The sequence below is a fragment of the Fontibacillus phaseoli genome, assembly GCF_003337355.1.
Lineage (GTDB): Bacteria > Bacillota > Bacilli > Paenibacillales > Paenibacillaceae > Fontibacillus > Fontibacillus phaseoli.
On sequence record NZ_QPJW01000004.1, the window covers coordinates 212,446 to 229,826 of the forward strand.

The 17,381-nt window shown below is 51.5% G+C and carries 21 protein-coding genes; 20 read left to right on the top strand and 1 reads right to left on the bottom strand.

Annotated elements, in window-relative coordinates; genetic code table 11:
- Nucleotides 1–11 precede the first annotated feature (11 nt).
- From DFP94_RS13635 to DFP94_RS13725, 19 genes are all read left to right on the top strand, one after another.
- On the top strand, nt 12–299 hold the full coding sequence (locus tag DFP94_RS13635) for a nucleoside-diphosphate sugar epimerase (protein WP_114497013.1): 288 nt from the start codon (nt 12–14) through the stop codon (nt 297–299).
- Between the two features lie 24 nt (nt 300–323).
- Complete coding sequence (locus tag DFP94_RS13640; RefSeq protein ID WP_114497014.1) at nt 324–689, top strand: alpha-helical endospore appendage domain-containing protein; 366 nt, start codon at nt 324–326, stop codon at nt 687–689.
- The gene (locus tag DFP94_RS13645) at nt 686–1,030 is read left to right on the top strand and encodes a hypothetical protein (protein ID WP_114497015.1); all 345 of its coding nucleotides are present in this window, start codon (nt 686–688) and stop codon (nt 1,028–1,030) included. The genes DFP94_RS13640 and DFP94_RS13645 overlap by 4 nt, the downstream gene beginning before the upstream one ends.
- On the top strand, nt 993–1,379 hold the full coding sequence (locus tag DFP94_RS13650) for a FliH/SctL family protein (RefSeq protein WP_114497016.1): 387 nt from the start codon (nt 993–995) through the stop codon (nt 1,377–1,379). Before DFP94_RS13645 ends, DFP94_RS13650 begins: the two co-directional genes overlap by 38 nt.
- A 193-nt stretch (nt 1,380–1,572) precedes the next feature.
- Entirely contained in the window at nt 1,573–2,658 is a 1,086-nt protein-coding gene (locus DFP94_RS13655) for a CgeB family protein (RefSeq protein WP_114497017.1), read from the top strand.
- A gap of 45 nt (nt 2,659–2,703) precedes the next feature.
- A complete protein-coding gene (locus tag DFP94_RS13660) occupies nt 2,704–3,840 on the top strand; it encodes a CgeB family protein (RefSeq protein ID WP_114497018.1) in 1,137 nt (378 codons plus the stop codon).
- A 72-nt stretch (nt 3,841–3,912) separates the two neighbouring features.
- Complete coding sequence (locus DFP94_RS13665; protein WP_114497019.1) at nt 3,913–5,358, top strand: glycosyltransferase family 4 protein; 1,446 nt, start codon at nt 3,913–3,915, stop codon at nt 5,356–5,358.
- 54 nt (nt 5,359–5,412) lie between these two features.
- Nucleotides 5,413–6,504, top strand: coding sequence for a non-hydrolyzing UDP-N-acetylglucosamine 2-epimerase (gene wecB, locus DFP94_RS13670; protein WP_114497020.1), 1,092 nt, complete (start codon nt 5,413–5,415; stop codon nt 6,502–6,504).
- A complete protein-coding gene (locus tag DFP94_RS13675) occupies nt 6,497–7,483 on the top strand; it encodes a polysaccharide biosynthesis protein (protein ID WP_114497021.1) in 987 nt (328 codons plus the stop codon). Before wecB ends, DFP94_RS13675 begins: the two co-directional genes overlap by 8 nt.
- The gene (locus DFP94_RS13680; protein WP_114497022.1) at nt 7,480–8,325 is read left to right on the top strand and encodes a dTDP-4-dehydrorhamnose reductase family protein; all 846 of its coding nucleotides are present in this window, start codon (nt 7,480–7,482) and stop codon (nt 8,323–8,325) included. Before DFP94_RS13675 ends, DFP94_RS13680 begins: the two co-directional genes overlap by 4 nt.
- Nucleotides 8,289–9,221, top strand: a complete 933-nt coding sequence (locus DFP94_RS13685) for an NAD-dependent epimerase/dehydratase family protein (protein WP_114497023.1) — start codon at nt 8,289–8,291, stop codon at nt 9,219–9,221. Before DFP94_RS13680 ends, DFP94_RS13685 begins: the two co-directional genes overlap by 37 nt.
- Entirely contained in the window at nt 9,221–9,943 is a 723-nt protein-coding gene (locus tag DFP94_RS13690) for a glycosyltransferase (protein WP_114497024.1), read from the top strand. The genes DFP94_RS13685 and DFP94_RS13690 overlap by 1 nt, the downstream gene beginning before the upstream one ends.
- Nucleotides 9,944–10,068: 125 nt before the next feature.
- Nucleotides 10,069–10,518 (top strand): hypothetical protein, encoded by a 450-nt coding sequence (locus tag DFP94_RS13695; RefSeq protein ID WP_114497025.1) that lies wholly within the window; start codon nt 10,069–10,071, stop codon nt 10,516–10,518.
- A 410-nt stretch (nt 10,519–10,928) separates the two neighbouring features.
- Entirely contained in the window at nt 10,929–11,363 is a 435-nt protein-coding gene (locus DFP94_RS13700) for a hypothetical protein (protein WP_114497026.1), read from the top strand.
- 282 nt (nt 11,364–11,645) lie between these two features.
- Nucleotides 11,646–12,869, top strand: coding sequence for a glycosyltransferase family 4 protein (locus DFP94_RS13705; RefSeq protein ID WP_114497027.1), 1,224 nt, complete (start codon nt 11,646–11,648; stop codon nt 12,867–12,869).
- A 13-nt stretch (nt 12,870–12,882) separates the two neighbouring features.
- Nucleotides 12,883–13,065, top strand: a complete 183-nt coding sequence (locus DFP94_RS13710; RefSeq protein ID WP_114497028.1) for a hypothetical protein — start codon at nt 12,883–12,885, stop codon at nt 13,063–13,065.
- Between the two features lie 181 nt (nt 13,066–13,246).
- Nucleotides 13,247–13,582 (top strand): hypothetical protein, encoded by a 336-nt coding sequence (locus DFP94_RS13715; protein ID WP_114497029.1) that lies wholly within the window; start codon nt 13,247–13,249, stop codon nt 13,580–13,582.
- 19 nt (nt 13,583–13,601) lie between these two features.
- A complete protein-coding gene (locus tag DFP94_RS13720; protein WP_114497030.1) occupies nt 13,602–14,672 on the top strand; it encodes a glycosyltransferase family 4 protein in 1,071 nt (356 codons plus the stop codon).
- A gap of 17 nt (nt 14,673–14,689) precedes the next feature.
- Nucleotides 14,690–15,076 (top strand): hypothetical protein, encoded by a 387-nt coding sequence (locus tag DFP94_RS13725; protein ID WP_114497031.1) that lies wholly within the window; start codon nt 14,690–14,692, stop codon nt 15,074–15,076.
- A gap of 131 nt (nt 15,077–15,207) precedes the next feature.
- On the opposite strand, the gene DFP94_RS13730 is transcribed toward DFP94_RS13725, so the two are convergent.
- Entirely contained in the window at nt 15,208–16,125 is a 918-nt protein-coding gene (locus tag DFP94_RS13730; RefSeq protein ID WP_245954812.1) for an NAD-dependent epimerase/dehydratase family protein, read from the bottom strand.
- Between the two features lie 170 nt (nt 16,126–16,295).
- On the opposite strand from DFP94_RS13730, the gene DFP94_RS13735 reads away from it, so the two are divergent.
- Nucleotides 16,296–17,345, top strand: coding sequence for a YhcN/YlaJ family sporulation lipoprotein (locus DFP94_RS13735; RefSeq protein ID WP_114497033.1), 1,050 nt, complete (start codon nt 16,296–16,298; stop codon nt 17,343–17,345).
- Nucleotides 17,346–17,381: the final 36 nt, after the last annotated feature.

Sequence of the window (17,381 nt, forward strand, 5' to 3'; positions counted from 1 at the left end):
GAGGAATCAGGATGGAGCAGAAGATTACCGAAATCATTGTCCATATGTCGCATTCCCATCAGCAGATGGCACGGGTTATCGATGCCGAGCGGCAAGTTGCCGTCCGTATGGCTCAAATCGTGCATGCGATTCCTGATGCGGAACCAGCGTTTGAGGGCACCTCGGGTTTGCTCGAGAATTCGGGCCGCGTCAATAAGAGCGTAATCTCTTATTTGAATGCCATCGCCGATCTTCAGGAAGCCATGGCCGAAAATCTGGGCTATGTCATGAAGGAGATCAGAGGCCAGGATGAAGAGTAGGACAACGATAGCGGGGATGATGGGATGAGCAGAGAGCAGGCTTACTTGCAAATACTGGATGCCGCATCCAAAATCCAGTGGAACGTGGCCATGATTTTGGAGGCAAAAGCCGTTGAAGCGGAAAAGGTGCGAAACTGGATATTGAATCATGTGCATGCAGGAAGTTTTGAAAATCACGAAAAGCAGCTTTCCGATCCGCTGGACGTTCATGAGCAACTGGTGGAGGTGGTAGAGGGTCTGACGAAGCTGCAAAACGGACTTTGCAGCAATTTAAAGACGGTGCTTCCTCCGGAAGAGGACGATTCGGGCGGTGAGGGTGACGGTGACGGGGACGGCGACTTTGGAGGTCTATTCAACGGCAGTTTCGACCTCGGAGATTCCGAAAAATGATTACTAATCTTCAAGAAGAAGCCGCCAAAGTCAAATTGATCGAATCGATCGCAAAAAGCCAGATGGCGATGGCCCGTATTTTGGAGAGCTTGGCGGATATATCCGGTCATTCCGGGACGACGGCCAGGCACCTGGCTGAAAATATCAACATACTATCGAAATATCAAGACGCGATGGCCCGGACCGTATGCGGTATTCATGTCCATCGCGTACAATTTGGAACTCCTTCATCACCATGGATTATGGAGTCATGCTATCCGGCAACAGCTGCAGCCCGAGGAGTACAGGAGGATAATAAAAACAATGCCAATAACCAAAATCCGGCGAAGACGCCGGCTTAAGACCAGAAGAATCGGCAAAGCCCGCCCGGGTAAACGCAAGCTTTCTTTACGGCGGACCGGCAAGCTTGGCCTAAAGCGAGCCCGCAAAAGACAGGTACGGCGCAGACATCGTCTTCGTTACCGTATAACACCTCCGCCGGTTCAGGTTCAACCCCAGGTTCAACCTCAGGATATGCCTCAGGACCTGCCACAGGATCCGCCGCCTCCGGTGGAAGTCCCCGCGGTTGTTAACGAAGACCCGGCAGCTTATGAACAGGCCTACAATGATGCCTATCAGGAGGGCTTTAATTCCGGCTTTGCCAAAGGATTCGAGGACGGGCATAAATTGGCCTACAGAGAACGGGCGTAATCCACCGGATCATAAGGAGTCTTATCCTGGAACCTTTTCTTCCGCATCAAGCGGGACGAAAGGTTCCTTTTTTTGCGTTCCCTGACACACTCCGAGGCATTCGCCAATTTATCAGGCTTCCGGGTAGTCGTCCATGATGCACGTGTCCGCTGAGCATATATTTATAGGGACCCAGGAAATCCACAAAGATAGGATGAATGACTTGAACAACGAACAGGATGTGAGATCCGGAGAAGGTTACAGAGCCGGATACAATGAAGGGTATCGCTTCGGAGGATGCCAGGCCGTTCTCGCCCGCATTCCTGGCTGTTCCGTCTATAGACGGCATCTCCGCGTACTCTATGTTCCGCAGGGGTTTGAAGCCATCGACGGCGGCGTGGCCGACGCGCTTCGAGCTTTGACGGACGAATGCATCGTGGCTTCGCCGGATACGATGCTGCAGGAAGCAGCGAGCCACCGGCCCGATTTGGTGCTCGTCATGAACGCTCTGCACGTGTTTCCGGAAACTCATGCGGAGCAGATTGTACAAATCCGGCAAATGGGGATTCGGACAGCGGTTTGGTTCGTCGATGATCCCTATTTTACAGAGGATACCGTCCGTTTGTCCCAGTATTACGACACCGTATTCACCCATGAACTGGAATGCGTGTCCTTATACCGGGAGGCAGGTTGCCGCAGCGTTCACTATTTGCCGCTGGCTGCAGACGGCAACCTGTTCCGTCCGCTGCAGGTTTCAAGGGAGTATCAGTATGATGTCTGTTTTATCGGCAATGCGTTTTGGAACAGGGCGGAGCTATTCGACCGGCTTGCTCCGTTTTTGCAGGACAAAAAGGTGGTTATCGCCGGCGGGCATTGGGACCGTTTGAAAAGTCACGAACAGTTGGCTCCCTTCGTCCGCAACGGCTGGATTCCCGTCGAAGAAACCGTGTCTTTTTACAACGGAGCCAAGATCGTAGTCAATATCCATCGGCCTACCGATGCCGGTTATGACAACCGGAATTCCCACAATGTGCCGGGATCGTCGATCAATCCCCGAACTTATGAAATCAGCGGTTGCGGAACGCTTCAAATTACGGATATCCGTCAGGATCTAACTTCCTATTACCGTCCGGGATACGATATCGAGACGTTCAAGGATGCGGAGGAACTCCAAAGCAAGATCGCCTATTACCTCGCGCACGAAGAAGAGCGGCTCAGTATCGCATGGAGGTCCCTATGGACAACGAGACAACTGCATACTTTCACAGACCGCATCGGCCGCCTGCTTAGCTCCATTTGAAGCCGTGGAGCCGAATGTGCGGACCTTATCAGAAGGAGTGACGAGATGATCACAAATGGGATGAATGATTCGCCTCACTTTCCTGCGGGTGGGGAAGTGCTTACTTCCGGCCAGCGTGGCAGGGAGGACGGATTGAGGGACGGATTTAATGAGGGATATTTACGCGGGCGCGCAAATGTGATCGTTCAAGCGGCAAGACCCCAATTACCGTTTCGGCAAGTCAGAGTTTTGTATGTGGGTTCCGGGAAAGGATTCCCTTATTCGCCGATTGATGAGGCCGTTATTGCTACCCTTCGCCAGATGACCGCCGAAACCATCGTATGCGAACCGGGGGTTCCCCTGGTAGAACTTGCGACTTCGACCCGCCCGGATCTGGTGCTGGTGCTGGACGGAATGGAACAGCCGGTGGAACAAATGGATCAGCTGCGGGCCAGCGGAATCCGGACGGCGGTCTGGATGACGGACGATCCGTATTACACGGATATCACCTTTCCGATGGCGCCGCATTATGATTATGTATTTACTCTCGAACGGAATTGCGTCGACCAGTACCGGGCGACAGGGTGCGCGAATGTGTACTATTTGCCGTTCGCGGCATTCCCGGACCATTACCGCCCTACGCTGACCCGTTCCCCGCTTCGCGGAAACGTAGGCTTTATAGGCTCCGCCTATTGGAACCGGGTGCATTTTCTTCAGCCTATTATGGGCCAGTTAATGGATAAAGGATTAAATATGAACGGAATTTGGTGGGATCGCCTTCCCGAGTATCCGGCATACGCCGACCGGATCGAACTGGGGAAATGGATGGGACCGACCGAGACCGCGGAAGTTTACAGCGGCACGAAAATCATGATTAACCTGCACCGCTCCCCTTTCGAGGAAACAGTCAACAAAAATATGGCGGCGATTAATGCGGTATCTCCAAATCCCCGGACGTTTGAAATTTCTGCTTGCGCTACGCTTCAATTGATCGACGTACGTGAGGATCTGGCTTCCTTCTATACGCCGGGCGTAGAAATCGAGACGTTTGCCACCGCGGAAGAATTGCTGCAGAAAGTAGACTTCTACCTCACTCATGAAAAAGAACGGCAGGAAATTGCGCTCCGGGCTCTGGAAAGAACATACCGGGATCACACCTACAGCAACCGGATCGACGAAATGCTCCGCATTATTTTCGGCTAAGTTTGCCCAGTTTAGAAGCGGATTCCATCAGGAGATGACTGCTCCTCCAAAACGATTCTGAGGTGATCGAGGATGTCCGAAGGAAAAAAGCTGATGCTTTTTTCACATGTATGCAATACCAGGAGCATTACGGGAGCCGAAAAACTGCTGCTCTTCCTCGCGCGGAAGCTGTCGCTTCATTTCACCTGCACCATCGTTGCTCCCCAGGAAGGGAAATTGACGAAGCTGGCCCAGGAAAGCGGAATCCAAACCATTCTTCTGGAAACTCCCATGCTCTATATTATGTGCGCTCCCAACGAAAATTTGAGCCGGGAAGCCCAGCGGCTGAAAAGTGATCCTGCTACCGCCTGTGTGGTCCAACTGCTGGAGCGGGAACGTCCCGATTATGTATTCGTCAATACAAGCGTAAACGTCATTCCGGCAATGGCGGCAAAGTCACTTGGCATTCCCGTGATCTGGCACATTACGGAGATCATCCGGGATAATCCCCATACGGCCAGCGCGGTGGCGATCATCGATAGATACAGCGACTGGATCGTAGGGATATCCGAAACCGCAGTGGCTCCCTTTCGTGAAAATCCCGTGGAATATAAGGTGAGTTTGCTGTATCCGTCTTGGGGAGCCGATGATTTTCGTCCAGCTCTTTGGTCCGATTTAAGGAACTCCAAGCGTAAAGAGTGGGGAATCAAAGCTGACGCAAAAGTCATAGGTTATATTTCATCGTTTCTGATTGTCGAAAAGGGCGCAGATCACTTCATAGAATCGGTTGCGAAGCTGGGGAAACTGAATCCTGGTTTACGCTTTGTCGTGATTGGGGGAGAAGTCGACCGGGTCTACTATCAGTCCCTCAAGCGGAGGGTGATTGATTCCGGACGGAGCAGTCAATTCATATTCATCGATTATGAAGAGGATATTGAAGGCGCCTACTGCGCCATGGATATCGTCGTAATTCCGAGCTTGCTCAGCGAGGGGTTCGGCATGACGGCGATGGAAGCCATGATTTTCGGAAAACCGGTGGTCGCTTATGCTTCCGGGGGCCTCCGGGAAATCCTTCAATTCACCGGAAATGAGCAATACCTGGTGCCCACGGGGGACAAAGAAGGGCTTACCGCAAAGATATCCGAACTTCTGGTTTCACCGGAAACCTCGGATCATGTGGGCCTTGAAAATCAGCGACGCGTGGAAGCCATGTTCGGTTCCGAAGCTTATGAGACCAGGTTGCTCAGCATTTTAGGTCATATTTTCTCGCTCTCCGGCAATCCGGTTCCGATGGAGGAAATGCTGTATACGCCGCCGATTGACATCGTGCCTGTTCCCGATGATCAGCAATCGCCGCAGGGAGCGCCGATACTTGGAAGAAGGCGGAGACGCAGGAAATTAAGACGCCGTGCATCGCTTCGGAAAAGAAGCCGGGTTATCTCTGCGAGGAAGCGAACCGGCCGGAAAATCAAACGGAAATCGCGCCGTATCGCCCGGGGACGAAAACGGGTGCGACGTTCGGCTTCAAGGCGGCGATAAGGCGCCGTCCGAGATTCTTGCACAATTCTTGCACATCAGGGGGTGGAAATTAACGTGAAAGTAATGACGATCCTGGGAACGCGTCCGGAAATTATTCGCTTAAGCCTGATTATTCCCTTGCTGGACCGGTATGCAAGCAAACACATTCTGGTTCATACGGGTCAGAACTTCACTTCAAGCCTGAGCGGAATATTTTTCGAGCAGCTTGGGCTCCGCTCACCCGATTACATTTTACAGGACCGCCAGGCTTCGCTAGGAGGACAACTGGCGGCGATGTTTTCTCAAATGGAGACCATTCTGGAACGGGAGCGGCCCGACCGGGTGTTGGTCCTGGGGGATACCAACAGCGCGCTATGCGCCATTTTGGCCGAACGGATAGGCTACCCCGTCATTCATATGGAAGCGGGAAACCGCTGTTTTGATCTGGGTGTGCCGGAGGAGAAGAACCGCAAAGTCATCGATGCTATCTCCTCCATCAACATGCCTTACACGACACAGAGCAAAAATCATTTGATTGCCGAAGGCATCCCCAGCCGCAACATCGTGCTCACCGGCAATCCGATCTACGAGGTCATGCGCCACTACGAGAAAAAAATTGCAAGCAGCGACGTTTTAGAGAGGTTGAACCTGCAGACCGGAGACTATTTCCTGGTGACGACCCACCGGGCGGAAAATGTGGATCGGCCTGAACATCTGCGGGAAATCATGGCAGGATTAAATCGGGTGGCGGAAGACTATGGACGCCGCCTCATTTGCAGCATTCATCCGCGGACAGAGTCCAGAATTGCAACCGACCTGACGATGGATATGCATCCGCTGGTCGAGTTCCATGAACCGTTCGGATTTTTTGATTTTGTTCAATTGGAACAACAAGCATGCTGCGCTTTGACAGATAGCGGTACTGTGCAGGAAGAATGCTGCATAATGCATGTTCCGACGGTGACGCTGCGCAAAACGACCGAGCGTCCTGAAACTGTAGACTGCGGGAGCAACATTGTATCCGGGCTGGATGCTGACCGCATAGCCAAGTCGGTGTCATTGATGACCGAAATGAGCCGTGAATGGGATTGTCCGGAAGGATACCTCGCAGAACATGTTTCGGAGAAGGTTGTTAAATTTGTGCTTGGAGGGAAACGGCATGTTTGAGAATAAACGTATTTTGGTGACCGGGGGAACCGGTTCCTGGGGGCATGAACTGATTACCCAATTGCTTCCCCAACAGCCCCGGGAGGTAATCATTTATTCCAGGAATGAGTCCACCCAAGTAGCGATGAGCCGCCAGTTTGAGGATGAAAGGCTGAAGTTCTGCATTGGAGATATACGTGACAAGGAAGCTCTTACGATGGCTTGCCAGGATGTGGATTATGTATTCCACCTTGCCGCACTGAAACATGTGCCGGTTTGCGAGGATCAGCCCTATGAGGCTTTAAAGACCAATGTCATCGGGACCCAAAACGTGATCGAGGCGGCCATCGTGAACAATGTGAAGAAAGTCATCTATATTTCCACCGACAAAGCGGCCAATCCGTCCAATTTTTACGGCATGACCAAAGCGATCGGGGAAAAATTAATCGTCTATGCCAATCTGCTCCGCAGCAACACCCGCTTTGTTACGGTTCGAGGGGGGAATGTACTCGGAACGAACGGAAGCGTGGTTCACTTGTTCAAGGACCAAATCCGTCAAAAGGGGCAGGTCACGATCACGGATGTCAATATGACCCGCTTCTTCCTGACGCTTCGCGATGCCATTTCCCTTCTGTTCAAAGCCTCCATCGAAAGCGTCGGCGGAGAAATTTTCGTCATGACGATGCCGACCTGCCGCATCGTGGATCTGGCGGACGTTCTGATTGAAGATTCCGGCATCATGGACGTGAATGTCGTAGAGAGCGGAACACGTCCGGGCGAGAAAATCCATGAAATATTAATGAGCGATTTCGAAAGCTTGACGACGGTCGTTTATGACGAGCAGTATCTCGTGATTTTGCCCACGCTGAACATTCCCGAACTCCGGGATCATTACCGCAATTGTCCCCCGGTTTCGTTCAGCAGTTTCAGTTCGGCTCACAATCTGATGTCGAAAGAGGAGATCCGCCACATCTTAAAACGCGGGGGGTTCCTGGTATGAAACTGCTGATTATCGGGGGAAACGGCATGGCCGGACACCTGCTGGTGAAGTACTTTCACCGGCAGGACCGCCATAGCGTTTTTTACACGAGCCGGGATGTTCGCGACCCTCACGGACTCGTACTGGACGCTTCCGACAGTTTTCTTGTTGAAAAAGTCGTCGAATCCGTACGTCCGGATATTATTATCAATGCGGTCGGCGTATTGAATCAATTTGCCGAAGCAGATAAAATCAACGCCTACCACATCAACGGATTCCTGCCGCACCGTTTGCAGCGGTCGGCGGATAGTATCGGGGCCCGGTTGATTCATATCAGCACCGATTGCGTGTTTGAAGGCACGAAGGGTGGCTACAGCGAAGCGGATGAGCCGGATGGCACCAGCGTTTATGCAGTCACGAAAGCTCTGGGGGAAATTCATGCTCCCGGGCATTTAACGATTCGAACTTCGATTATCGGACCGGAGATCCGCGCCAATCGAATCGGATTGATGAATTGGTTCATGCATTCGGAGGGGAAAGTAACCGGTTATCGAAATGTCATGTGGAACGGCGTGACTACGCTCGAATTAGCCAAAGCCATTGATCGTGTGATGGATTCGCCATTGTCCGGGTTGATCCATCTTGCACATCACTCGCCGATCAGCAAACATGACCTGCTTCTCCTGATGCAAGAGATATGGGGGCTTCAGCATATTACGATTATTCCGGCCGAGACGCCCGTTCAGGACCGGACGCTGGTCTCCACCCGCAGCGACTGGTCTTATGAAGTGCCTCATTATCGTGAGATGCTGAAGGAGATGGAGAGATGGATGAGGGAACAAAATTACTGCAAGGGAAGGTAATCCTCATTACGGGAGCCTCCGGATTTACCGGAGAACACGCTTGCCGGTATTTTTCAGCCTTAGGTATGCAAGTGGCTGCAATGGTAAGGGATGAGCACAATAAGCCGGCAATGAACGGGGTGACGTATTATTCCTGCAATCTGCTGGTCGCAGATGAGGTCGACTCGGTCGTCCGGAAGATCACGCCGGATTATGTCCTGCATCTGGGCGGTAAAAACTCCGTACCCGAGTCCTGGAAAGAGCCGATCCTGTATATGGAATCCAATGTCCTTTCGGTGCTTTATCTATTGGATGCGCTCAGATCGTTTCCCGCTTGCCGCGTGCTGATCGTCGGGTCGCGTTTATCGGTAGGGCTTACCTTGGGTGATCGCCCGCAGCATCCCTACAGTTTAAGCAAAAGCCTGCAAAAGGCGGCCGCCTTGTCCTGGAAGGAATTGTTCGGCCAGGATGTGATTCTGGCCGAACCGTGCAATCTGATCGGCCCCGGCCCCTCCACCGGATTTTGCTCCTTGCTCGGCCGGCGTATTCTTCAGGAGGAACGGGGAGGGGGGCTACCCCCCTTTCAAGTTTCCTCCCGCCACGGCCGGCGGGATTTTCTTGACGTGCGGGACGCTGTCCGGGGTTACGGGTTCTTGCTGACCGGGGGAAGAAGCGGTGAAGTCTATCAGGTATGCTCCGGTACGGAGAGGAGTCTTGAGGAAGTGACGAATGCGATGCTGCGGCTTGCGGGGAGCGAAATGTCCGTTCATTGGGGCGAATCACGGTCCGAGGATGCCGTGGCGGAAATTCTGAAACCGCAATTTTTGGAGAGCGCAGGCTGGAGCCCGCGCATTCCGTTCGAAACTTCGCTTCAAGACGTGATTCATTACTTTCGGGCAGAGAAAGGAGGAATATGATGCGACCCTTAGTTTCAATTATAATTCCTTTTTATAATTGCACTTATATCGAACAGGCGGTACAGAGCGCTCTGAATCAAACCTACAGCGCCGTGGAGGTCATCGTTGTGGATGACGGCTCCACTTCGCATGTCGATCGGTTATCCCCATACCTCCCTTACATTCAATATTTGGGTAAAGAGAACGGCGGTACCGCCACCGCGCTGAACCATGGAATCCTCCATGCGGCTGGCGAATACATTGCCTGGCTTAGTTCCGATGATCTGTTATATCCCGAAAAAGTCAGCCATCAAGTGGCGTTTATGAGAGACCAGCATGCGCGTATTTCCCATACGAACTTCAACTACATCGATAGTGGGGGAAATGTGACCCAGTATCATGTCGCGCCGCTTTCGGTGCTGAATAATCCCATTGATTTTTACCGTTGTTTCCTGAACGCAAATCCAGTTAACGGTTGTACGGTCATGATCAAAAAAGAACTGTTTCAAACCATCGGCTTATTTGACGTGAACCTTCCTTATACGCATGATTTGGATTTCTGGCTCCGGACCATCCAAAGCGGAGCCCAGTTCCCGTTTCTGAACGATACCTTGACCGCGTACCGCTGGCATGACGCCATGGGGACGCTGCGTCACCAGGAGAAGATTCAAGGTGAGTATAAGCAGACCCAGAGCCGAGCAAGGGAACCGTTGTTGCAGATTTTGGCGAGATCCAATATGTGAGTCCTAGAAAATCATCGGCGAGAGCAGTCTATCTGCGCTCGCCTTTTTTCATATAATCAGAGTTTTCGTCCATACCGAAACTAGCACGCGGCATAGAATAAGATTAGAAAGGAGGTAGAAAAAACATGCCAAACTTTTTAGTAGACAGCCAGATATCCCAAGGATCGTCTTTCGCCAACAGCATCTCGGTGCCGGCTTCGACGACGCCAGCGTTGTTCGGAACGCTCGGATTGAATACGGCCGGGGCCGGAGACAATCTGCGGGTCCATTTCAGCGCAACGGTCACGTTGGCAGCAACGATCGCGATTCTTGTTCCGGTAACGATCACAATTGTCCGGGTTATCGGCGGCGTTTCGACGACGGTCTATACGGCTACCGAGTCCCTTCCCGTCGGCAATCTTCTTTTGACGACGGACGTGTTTACGGTAAGCGGAATCGACGTTCCCCCGGATGCTAACTTTATTATTTATCGAGCTTTCGTTAGTATTCCGGGCGGATTAGCAGTCATTCCTAACCGTGTCGGTCCGGAAAGCTTCCAAGCCGTTGCTTATTCCGACACGCCGGCTTTGGATTAAGGTTTGAGCATATCGCCAGGATGGATATCCTGGCGATATCTCTTGATGAAAGCGGTCAGCCATAACCACCTTTTTTCATATTTTCATTGATTTATCCATACCGTTTCTCTTAACCCGAATAGAATAGATAGCCTGTGTCAGGATTCCGGGCGGATTGGCCGTCATTCCGACACGTGTCGGCCCGGAAAGCTTCCAGGCCGCGGCTTATTCCGAAGAACCGGAACCTGCTTAAGGCCGTCCCGAACCGAAAGGATCGCCGGGAATCAAAGTCCCGGCGATCCTTTCGCCACCGTTATAAGGTTCTATTCTTCCAATTTAAACTGTCGCCTCTTTTCATATAAACGACTGTTCGTCCATGCATCATCCAGCACGTTGCATATTATAGCATTAAGAAAGGAGGTAGATTGTAAATGCCAACTCAATACCTTGACAGTAAAGTAGCCGTCAACTCGCTGGGCGGCACAGCGGTAACTACCACGCCGGCCGTGTTTGGTACGCTGGGGTTGAATACCGCTGCGGCAGGAACGGATCTGGAAATCCAGTTTTCCGCAATGGTGACCATTTCAGTGACGTCCTCGACCCCTACGGATGTAACCATTACGATTAACCGCATTTCGTCGTTGGGAACCGTGCCTATTTACACCGTTACCGAAGGATATCCGAATATTTCCGGAGAAGGCGGGACTTTCGCTTTCACTATTACCGGCGCGGATTACCATCCGCCGAATCCGGACGGATTCCTTATATACCAAGCCGTCGTTTCCGTTGACGTCACCACCGCTACTCCGACTCGCGTAGGTCCGGAAGCCCTGATCGCCGCCGCTTACTCCGATCCTGCAGTTTAATCCGTTATCGAACTAACCCCATAGCGATTCCTCCTCAAGCTGGCGCCGGTTATCCGGCGCCGGTTTTATTGTCGACAATCCAGGGATAAAGGGAGGCAGGTTTCGAAGCCTGACATCGCGATTCATGGTTTTAAGCAAGGGGAACTTCCTCTTGCTTTTTTGCCTGTTTACCGGGCATATATCGTGACCGGTGACTTGAACGGCTAATATACTTTAATATCGTTAAGATTTTCAACAGTGCTTTCCGCCGGGATTGACGGATCGCCCTGGGAAGGAGATAGCATGAGAATCTTGCTTGCGACCTATTGGCTGATTCCGCATGTCGGCGGGGTGTGGAAATTTATGGTGCAAATCAAGCAACAGCTTGAAGCGCTCGGGCATGAAGTCGATATGCTGGGAAACAGTCCGGACTACAGCAAGTTTCATATTTGGAACCGGGGGGTTGAACTTTCCAAGGAGGAACTTAGACCTTTGCTGGCCGTAAAGTTGGATGCGGAGCATGCTCCCTTGCTCCATGGCGACCATCTCATCGATTATTACGAGCGGGACCGCTATATGATGGAACTGGCGGCAGCCTATTTCGGGCTGGAAAGCTATGACGTGATTCATACGCAGGATATATTCTCCGCCAGAGCCTTGAGCAGGGTGAAGCCTGCGCATATTCCTTTAATTGCCCATCTCCACGGATCGGTGGCGACCGAGCTCAAGAATCATTTCCGGAGCCATCCGGAATTGAATATCGACGAGCATTCGCCAGCCTGGAAATATTTCGATTCCACTGAATATTACGGGGCGTCGGCCGGCGATTTGACGATTACCGCCAATCATATGCAGCGGAATATGCTAATTCATGAGTTTCAGGTACCCGCGTCCAAGATCGCCGTATTCCAGTACGGCTTGGATACCGGGGAGTTTTGGGGAAAGGCTGCCAAGGGGACCACGATTCAGCGCCCTTCGGACAAGAAAGTCATCATTTTTCCGGCTCGTCTTGTGGCGGTAAAAGGCATCGATGTACTGATCTCCGCGCTCGGCTTGTTAAAATTCAAGCGTCAGGATTGGGTCTGCTGGATCGTGGGGGATGGAGAAAAGCGCCGGGATCTGGAGAGTCAGGCCGCCGGATTATTGCTTGAGAATGAGGTTCTATTCTTGGGAGAGCGCGACGACGTGCCGGCTCTGTTGACCCTCGCCGATATTTTTGTGCACTCCTGCATCCAGGATAACCAGCCGTTTTCGGTGATGGAGGCCCAAATCGCCGGACTGGCGGTTTGCGTATCCTCGGCGGGCGGCTTGCCGGAAATGGTCGAGCACGGAGTGACGGGGCTCGTTTCCCCGGTAAACGACCCGGTTGCTCTGGCTCAGCAGTTGAACAATTTGCTGGAAGATGACTCCTTGCGTAAGCAACTTGGAAGTAATGCGCAAACATGGGGAAACGTTCACTGGTCGATGGGTACCATGATCCATCGTTTGCTTTCCATTTATCGATTGGCTGTTTATAACCCTTTTTAGGAGGATAACAACTGTGGAGGAGCAACCCAAGGTGCCGGTTCAAGTGCCCGGTGATTTGTATAACCGGATTTTTGCCATCCAGGCTACGCAACCCGAGTTGATGGTTGAATATTCCGTATGGAACCAAATATTCGCTAATTTACCCAGAGACTATCAATTGCCGGATTTGCAGGTATTGGAACGCACTCGTCCATGAAGCTTGGCAACCCGCGTGTAACCGAAAATGAAAAACAAAAATCAGGGATCTTCCTACAGAAGGTCCTTTAGTTTTGCCCGACAACATCATTCTCCGCGTTACTTTTCTTCCTGCAAGCCCGTACTTTTGGATGGGAAAAGCATATCATGACACAAAAGACTTACTCTGCGGGAGGATTGACATGTCTATTTTGCGTATAAAATCCATGGAAAACGGAAAAGTCGATTCACGCTACATTCAATCGCTCGATTTGGAATTGTCCAATCTCGGAAGAGATAGCTTTGAGTTTCTTTTGCTTGGTTATGCTCCGAAAGGGCTGATTTATAGGGGATTGCATCATTTGGGGCAAGGATCAACGGTTTCCATTCCCCGAATCAATACCGATTACGCTCCGTTCGATCTGCTTGTCGTAACCAATGCCTCTACTTATATGACTACAGGACTGACATTGAAGGCCTGGAATCAGGAACAGCATGTTGCCTTGTTCACGCAGGAGGACGCAATTCGAGATTATTGATCGGTGGAGGGTGAGGACGGTGAATGTGCTATTCGTATTTTATATTCCGAGCGGAGGAGTGCATAGCTTAAACCGTCAGCGCTGCCTGGCTTTGCGCCGTTACGGAGTTCAGGCCGAATGTCTGTACTACGACTGGGGTGCGGGGCTGCAAAATTTGGAGGATTTCCCCGTTTACGTTACGCGCGACGATGATGAAACCCGGCATATTTTGCACTCCCGGAAATACGATTTCGTGGTCGTGACGACGGATCATACCTGCTTTGAGCGTTTCCGGAGGCTCGGTTACGAAGGAAAAATGATTCTCGAAATTCAAGGATACGGGCCTGAGAAAGTGGCCCGCACTCAGTTAATGTATGCCGAACCGTATGTTAAGGCTTATGCGTCCGCCTTGCTGAACCCGAACACCCCGCATATTGCCTCTTTATTTCAGGAAATGTATCCTGAAATTCCGCATTTTCAATTTAACAATTGCTTTGATTTCGGCAAGTTTAAATATCTGAAACAGGAAGAAGTTATACCGGGGTCGCCGATCATGGCCTGGCTGGGAAGAATTGAGGACAACAAAAATTGGCGGGAGTACCTTTACATCGGGCATGCATTGAGCTATTTTTACCCGAATCTCCGGCTTTGGATGTTTGAGGACATCAATTTATCCAATGCGACCGAAAGAAAGCAGTTCATAAAGGTAGTTAAGGACCTGCATTTGGACTTCCGGCTAACCTTGCGTTCCAATGTGCCGAACGAGAACATGATGGCCCATTTCTCGATGATCGGGGATTCCGGCGGCTTCTTGTGTTCCACCTCTAAAATGGAGGGAGCGCCGCTCGCCATATTGGAAGCGATGAGTTGCAGATGTCCGGTGCTGGCAACCAATTGCGACGGGGTGTCGTCTTCGGTCGTCCACAATATCACGGGCAAGAATTATAACCTTGGAGATATCGAGCATGCGGTCCGTGAAGCCAAAGAATTGATTGAGCATACCGATTTGCGCAAGAACATTCAGGCTGCCGCGCTGCTGCACGTTCAGACGGAATTTAATGCCGATGTGTATTGCCGGAACTTTATAGGCATGCTGAATCAAATTTTATAGGAAAGGAGAGGCATGCGATGAAATATATCCATAAGGTGGGTACGGCGGCAGGGACATTTACTCCTTTTTTGGTGGGTAAGGAAGAGGTCATATTAACCTCGGTGAGTCTAATGAGCATTTCTCCAGGAGACCGTCTGGAACTCAGGCTGGATGTCGGTTGGGAGAAGCCGATTCAGTGGGAATCGGGGGAAATCGAACTCAGAATCCGCAAAGATGCTGCGGATGGGCCGGTCATTTATTGGAAGTTGGAAACTTGTATCGAAAAAGGCTACACGATGGAAAAAACCGCCGATACCGGAGTCTATCCCGTCCAGCATTATTATCTGACGGCGTGCTCATGTGACAGCAGGGCGATCATCTCCGGACCTTATTCTTTACAGGGATCGGTTTATCCGCTGGCTTAAATCATAACACCGGGGGATTTACAATCATGATGAATGAACCTTTTCTTTGCCATAAAAAGAAGCTGAATCCATCGGGTATGGATGGCCAGCTTCTTTTTATGTTATTGAATAGTCTATGGGAGAACGGAGAATTAGTTTGCTTGCCCATACCGGTAGGTTTCGGCAAGTCCCTGTTGGATGGAGTAAACCGGTTTCCAGTGCAAATGGTTGCGGGCTTTCAGGTTGGAGAGACAGCTGTGCATGATATCCCCCGGTCTGGGAGGCTGGTACACGACATCAACTTGCTTTGGGTGCAAGCTGGCGAGCAGCCCAATCAATTGATTGAGCGAGGTTTTGATGCCTGTGCTGACATGAATGGTGTCCCGGTTTCCATGATCGACGGCGGCTACAATAGCTTCCCCGACATCTTTTACATAGACGAAATCACGGGTTTGTTCCCCGTCCCCATTCACCGGAAGCGAAAGATTGTTGCTGACTTTATCCATGAAAATAGAAATTACGCCGCCTTCTCCCTTTACGGTTTGACCAGGGCCATAGACGTTGGCGAAACGCAGAATCGTGTAAGGGATATTGTAAAACTTGTCATACATGCGGATATAGTGCTCGGCGGTCATTTTGGATAATGCGTAAAAGGAAATCGGTTTGACGGGATCGAGTTCGGTCAGCACTTCTTTTTGCAAATCGCCGTAAACCCCGGAGGTGGAAGCAAAAATAAATTTCCGGACGTTGGACATGCGACAGGCTTCAAGCATATTCAAAGTGCCGCTGACATTAACTTGCATGTCAAAAAAGGGGTCGGCGACCGACTGTTGGACATCGGCCTGGGCCGCAAGGTGAATCAGCGTATCCGGTTTGGCATCCATAATGATATTCCGGGCATGTTCGCTTCGGACATCTTCTATATGGAGCGTAGCCTGCAGCGGCACATTTTCCATGCGTCCTGTACTTAAATTATCAATGACATGAACCTGCATATTTTGACGGACTAAACGGTTTACAAGATGAGAGCCGATAAACCCCGCACCGCCTGTAACGACGACTGTCTTCAATTCAGCTGCCTCCCCAAAAGAACGCATAATACTTATCGTATGAATGGGCTGTACCTTTGGTACTGGACGTTAGACGTTTTCGGTTAAGTTTACCTGTATTCCGAGGCGAGCAGCGGGCCATCCTAATTCCTGATCATCATAAAATTATAAAATGGATAGGGGATGACTACATGCGAGTAGCCAAATTCGTCAGTTTGTCATTATCCGCTGCAATGATTGCCGGAATGGTCGGGATGACAGGCTGCGGAGCCCGTACGGATAACAATAACGTACGGACGCAAAGCTTGCGGAATAACGATGGTCGCAATTATGACGTGAATTCGCTTCCTCAGGGGAACCGGATGTTTTCGCGCAGCGCCGGCAACGGACAAAGCGAGCGGATCACCTCCCTGAAATACAGCCCGGCTTTGAGCAACAAGGTGGCCGGATTGAGTGATGTTCAGGCGGCCCATGTGGTGGTTACCGACCGGGATGCTTATGTGGCGTTGACGCTTCATGGCGCGAATGCCCAGTCCAGGATGTCGGAAATGTCGACGGGGACGACTACGAACCGCGGTACCACGAATTATGGAGGACCTTATGGAGCCGATTACGGAACGCGCGGTGCGGGGGACAACGGCTTGGCCCGCGGATTGACGGGACGTTCCGGCACGGCGGGAAGCCTGTTCGACATGAACCGGGGGAACGGTCCCGCAAACGGGCGGAACACGGGGAACGGGCTGATGGGCAATGATATGGGGCTGCGCGGATTTAATGGCGACAACGGCCGTAGAGGGATAGGAACGGATATGGGAGCAGGATTATCCGGAACCGCAACGGCTCCGGGAAGCCCTAGAATGACGGGTACCGGAACCTTTAATGGACTGGGGAACGGGACGGGAGCGGGAAGCGTTACAGACAACGTTCCGCAACGCGTGAAAGACCAGGTTTCCGATGTGGTGAAAAAGACGGCTCCACATATCCGTAACGTATATGTATCCGGGAATTCCGATTTTGTGAGCCAGGTCGGCAATTATGCGACCCAGTCCCGCGGCGGGGCCACCCTGAACGGATTCATTGCCGATTTTCAAAATATGATCCAACGCATATTCCCGGCTCGTGCCGGCACGATGCCCGGCCCGAACGGGTACGCTCCAACGAGACCCAACGGGTTGAACAACGGAACCATGGATCGTTCCGGAATCAACACGGACGGTTATACCGGCGGCGTTTCCCGATAATCATCTGAAATTGGAACAAGCGTGGCCGACAAGGAA

Coding starts and splice junctions, on each gene's coding strand:
- DFP94_RS13725 (WP_114497031.1), top strand. CDS start 14,690: ATGAAATATATCCATAAGGTGGGTACGGCGGCAGGGACATTTACTCCT.
- DFP94_RS13700 (WP_114497026.1), top strand. CDS start 10,929: ATGCCAACTCAATACCTTGACAGTAAAGTAGCCGTCAACTCGCTGGGC.
- DFP94_RS13665 (WP_114497019.1), top strand. CDS start 3,913: ATGTCCGAAGGAAAAAAGCTGATGCTTTTTTCACATGTATGCAATACC.
- DFP94_RS13655 (WP_114497017.1), top strand. CDS start 1,573: ATGAATGACTTGAACAACGAACAGGATGTGAGATCCGGAGAAGGTTAC.
- DFP94_RS13695 (WP_114497025.1), top strand. CDS start 10,069: ATGCCAAACTTTTTAGTAGACAGCCAGATATCCCAAGGATCGTCTTTC.
- DFP94_RS13715 (WP_114497029.1), top strand. CDS start 13,247: ATGTCTATTTTGCGTATAAAATCCATGGAAAACGGAAAAGTCGATTCA.
- DFP94_RS13650 (WP_114497016.1), top strand. CDS start 993: ATGCCAATAACCAAAATCCGGCGAAGACGCCGGCTTAAGACCAGAAGA.
- DFP94_RS13705 (WP_114497027.1), top strand. CDS start 11,646: ATGAGAATCTTGCTTGCGACCTATTGGCTGATTCCGCATGTCGGCGGG.
- DFP94_RS13635 (WP_114497013.1), top strand. CDS start 12: ATGGAGCAGAAGATTACCGAAATCATTGTCCATATGTCGCATTCCCAT.
- DFP94_RS13645 (WP_114497015.1), top strand. CDS start 686: ATGATTACTAATCTTCAAGAAGAAGCCGCCAAAGTCAAATTGATCGAA.
- DFP94_RS13735 (WP_114497033.1), top strand. CDS start 16,296: ATGCGAGTAGCCAAATTCGTCAGTTTGTCATTATCCGCTGCAATGATT.
- DFP94_RS13690 (WP_114497024.1), top strand. CDS start 9,221: ATGCGACCCTTAGTTTCAATTATAATTCCTTTTTATAATTGCACTTAT.
- DFP94_RS13660 (WP_114497018.1), top strand. CDS start 2,704: ATGATCACAAATGGGATGAATGATTCGCCTCACTTTCCTGCGGGTGGG.
- DFP94_RS13685 (WP_114497023.1), top strand. CDS start 8,289: ATGGATGAGGGAACAAAATTACTGCAAGGGAAGGTAATCCTCATTACG.
- DFP94_RS13680 (WP_114497022.1), top strand. CDS start 7,480: ATGAAACTGCTGATTATCGGGGGAAACGGCATGGCCGGACACCTGCTG.
- DFP94_RS13640 (WP_114497014.1), top strand. CDS start 324: ATGAGCAGAGAGCAGGCTTACTTGCAAATACTGGATGCCGCATCCAAA.
- DFP94_RS13675 (WP_114497021.1), top strand. CDS start 6,497: ATGTTTGAGAATAAACGTATTTTGGTGACCGGGGGAACCGGTTCCTGG.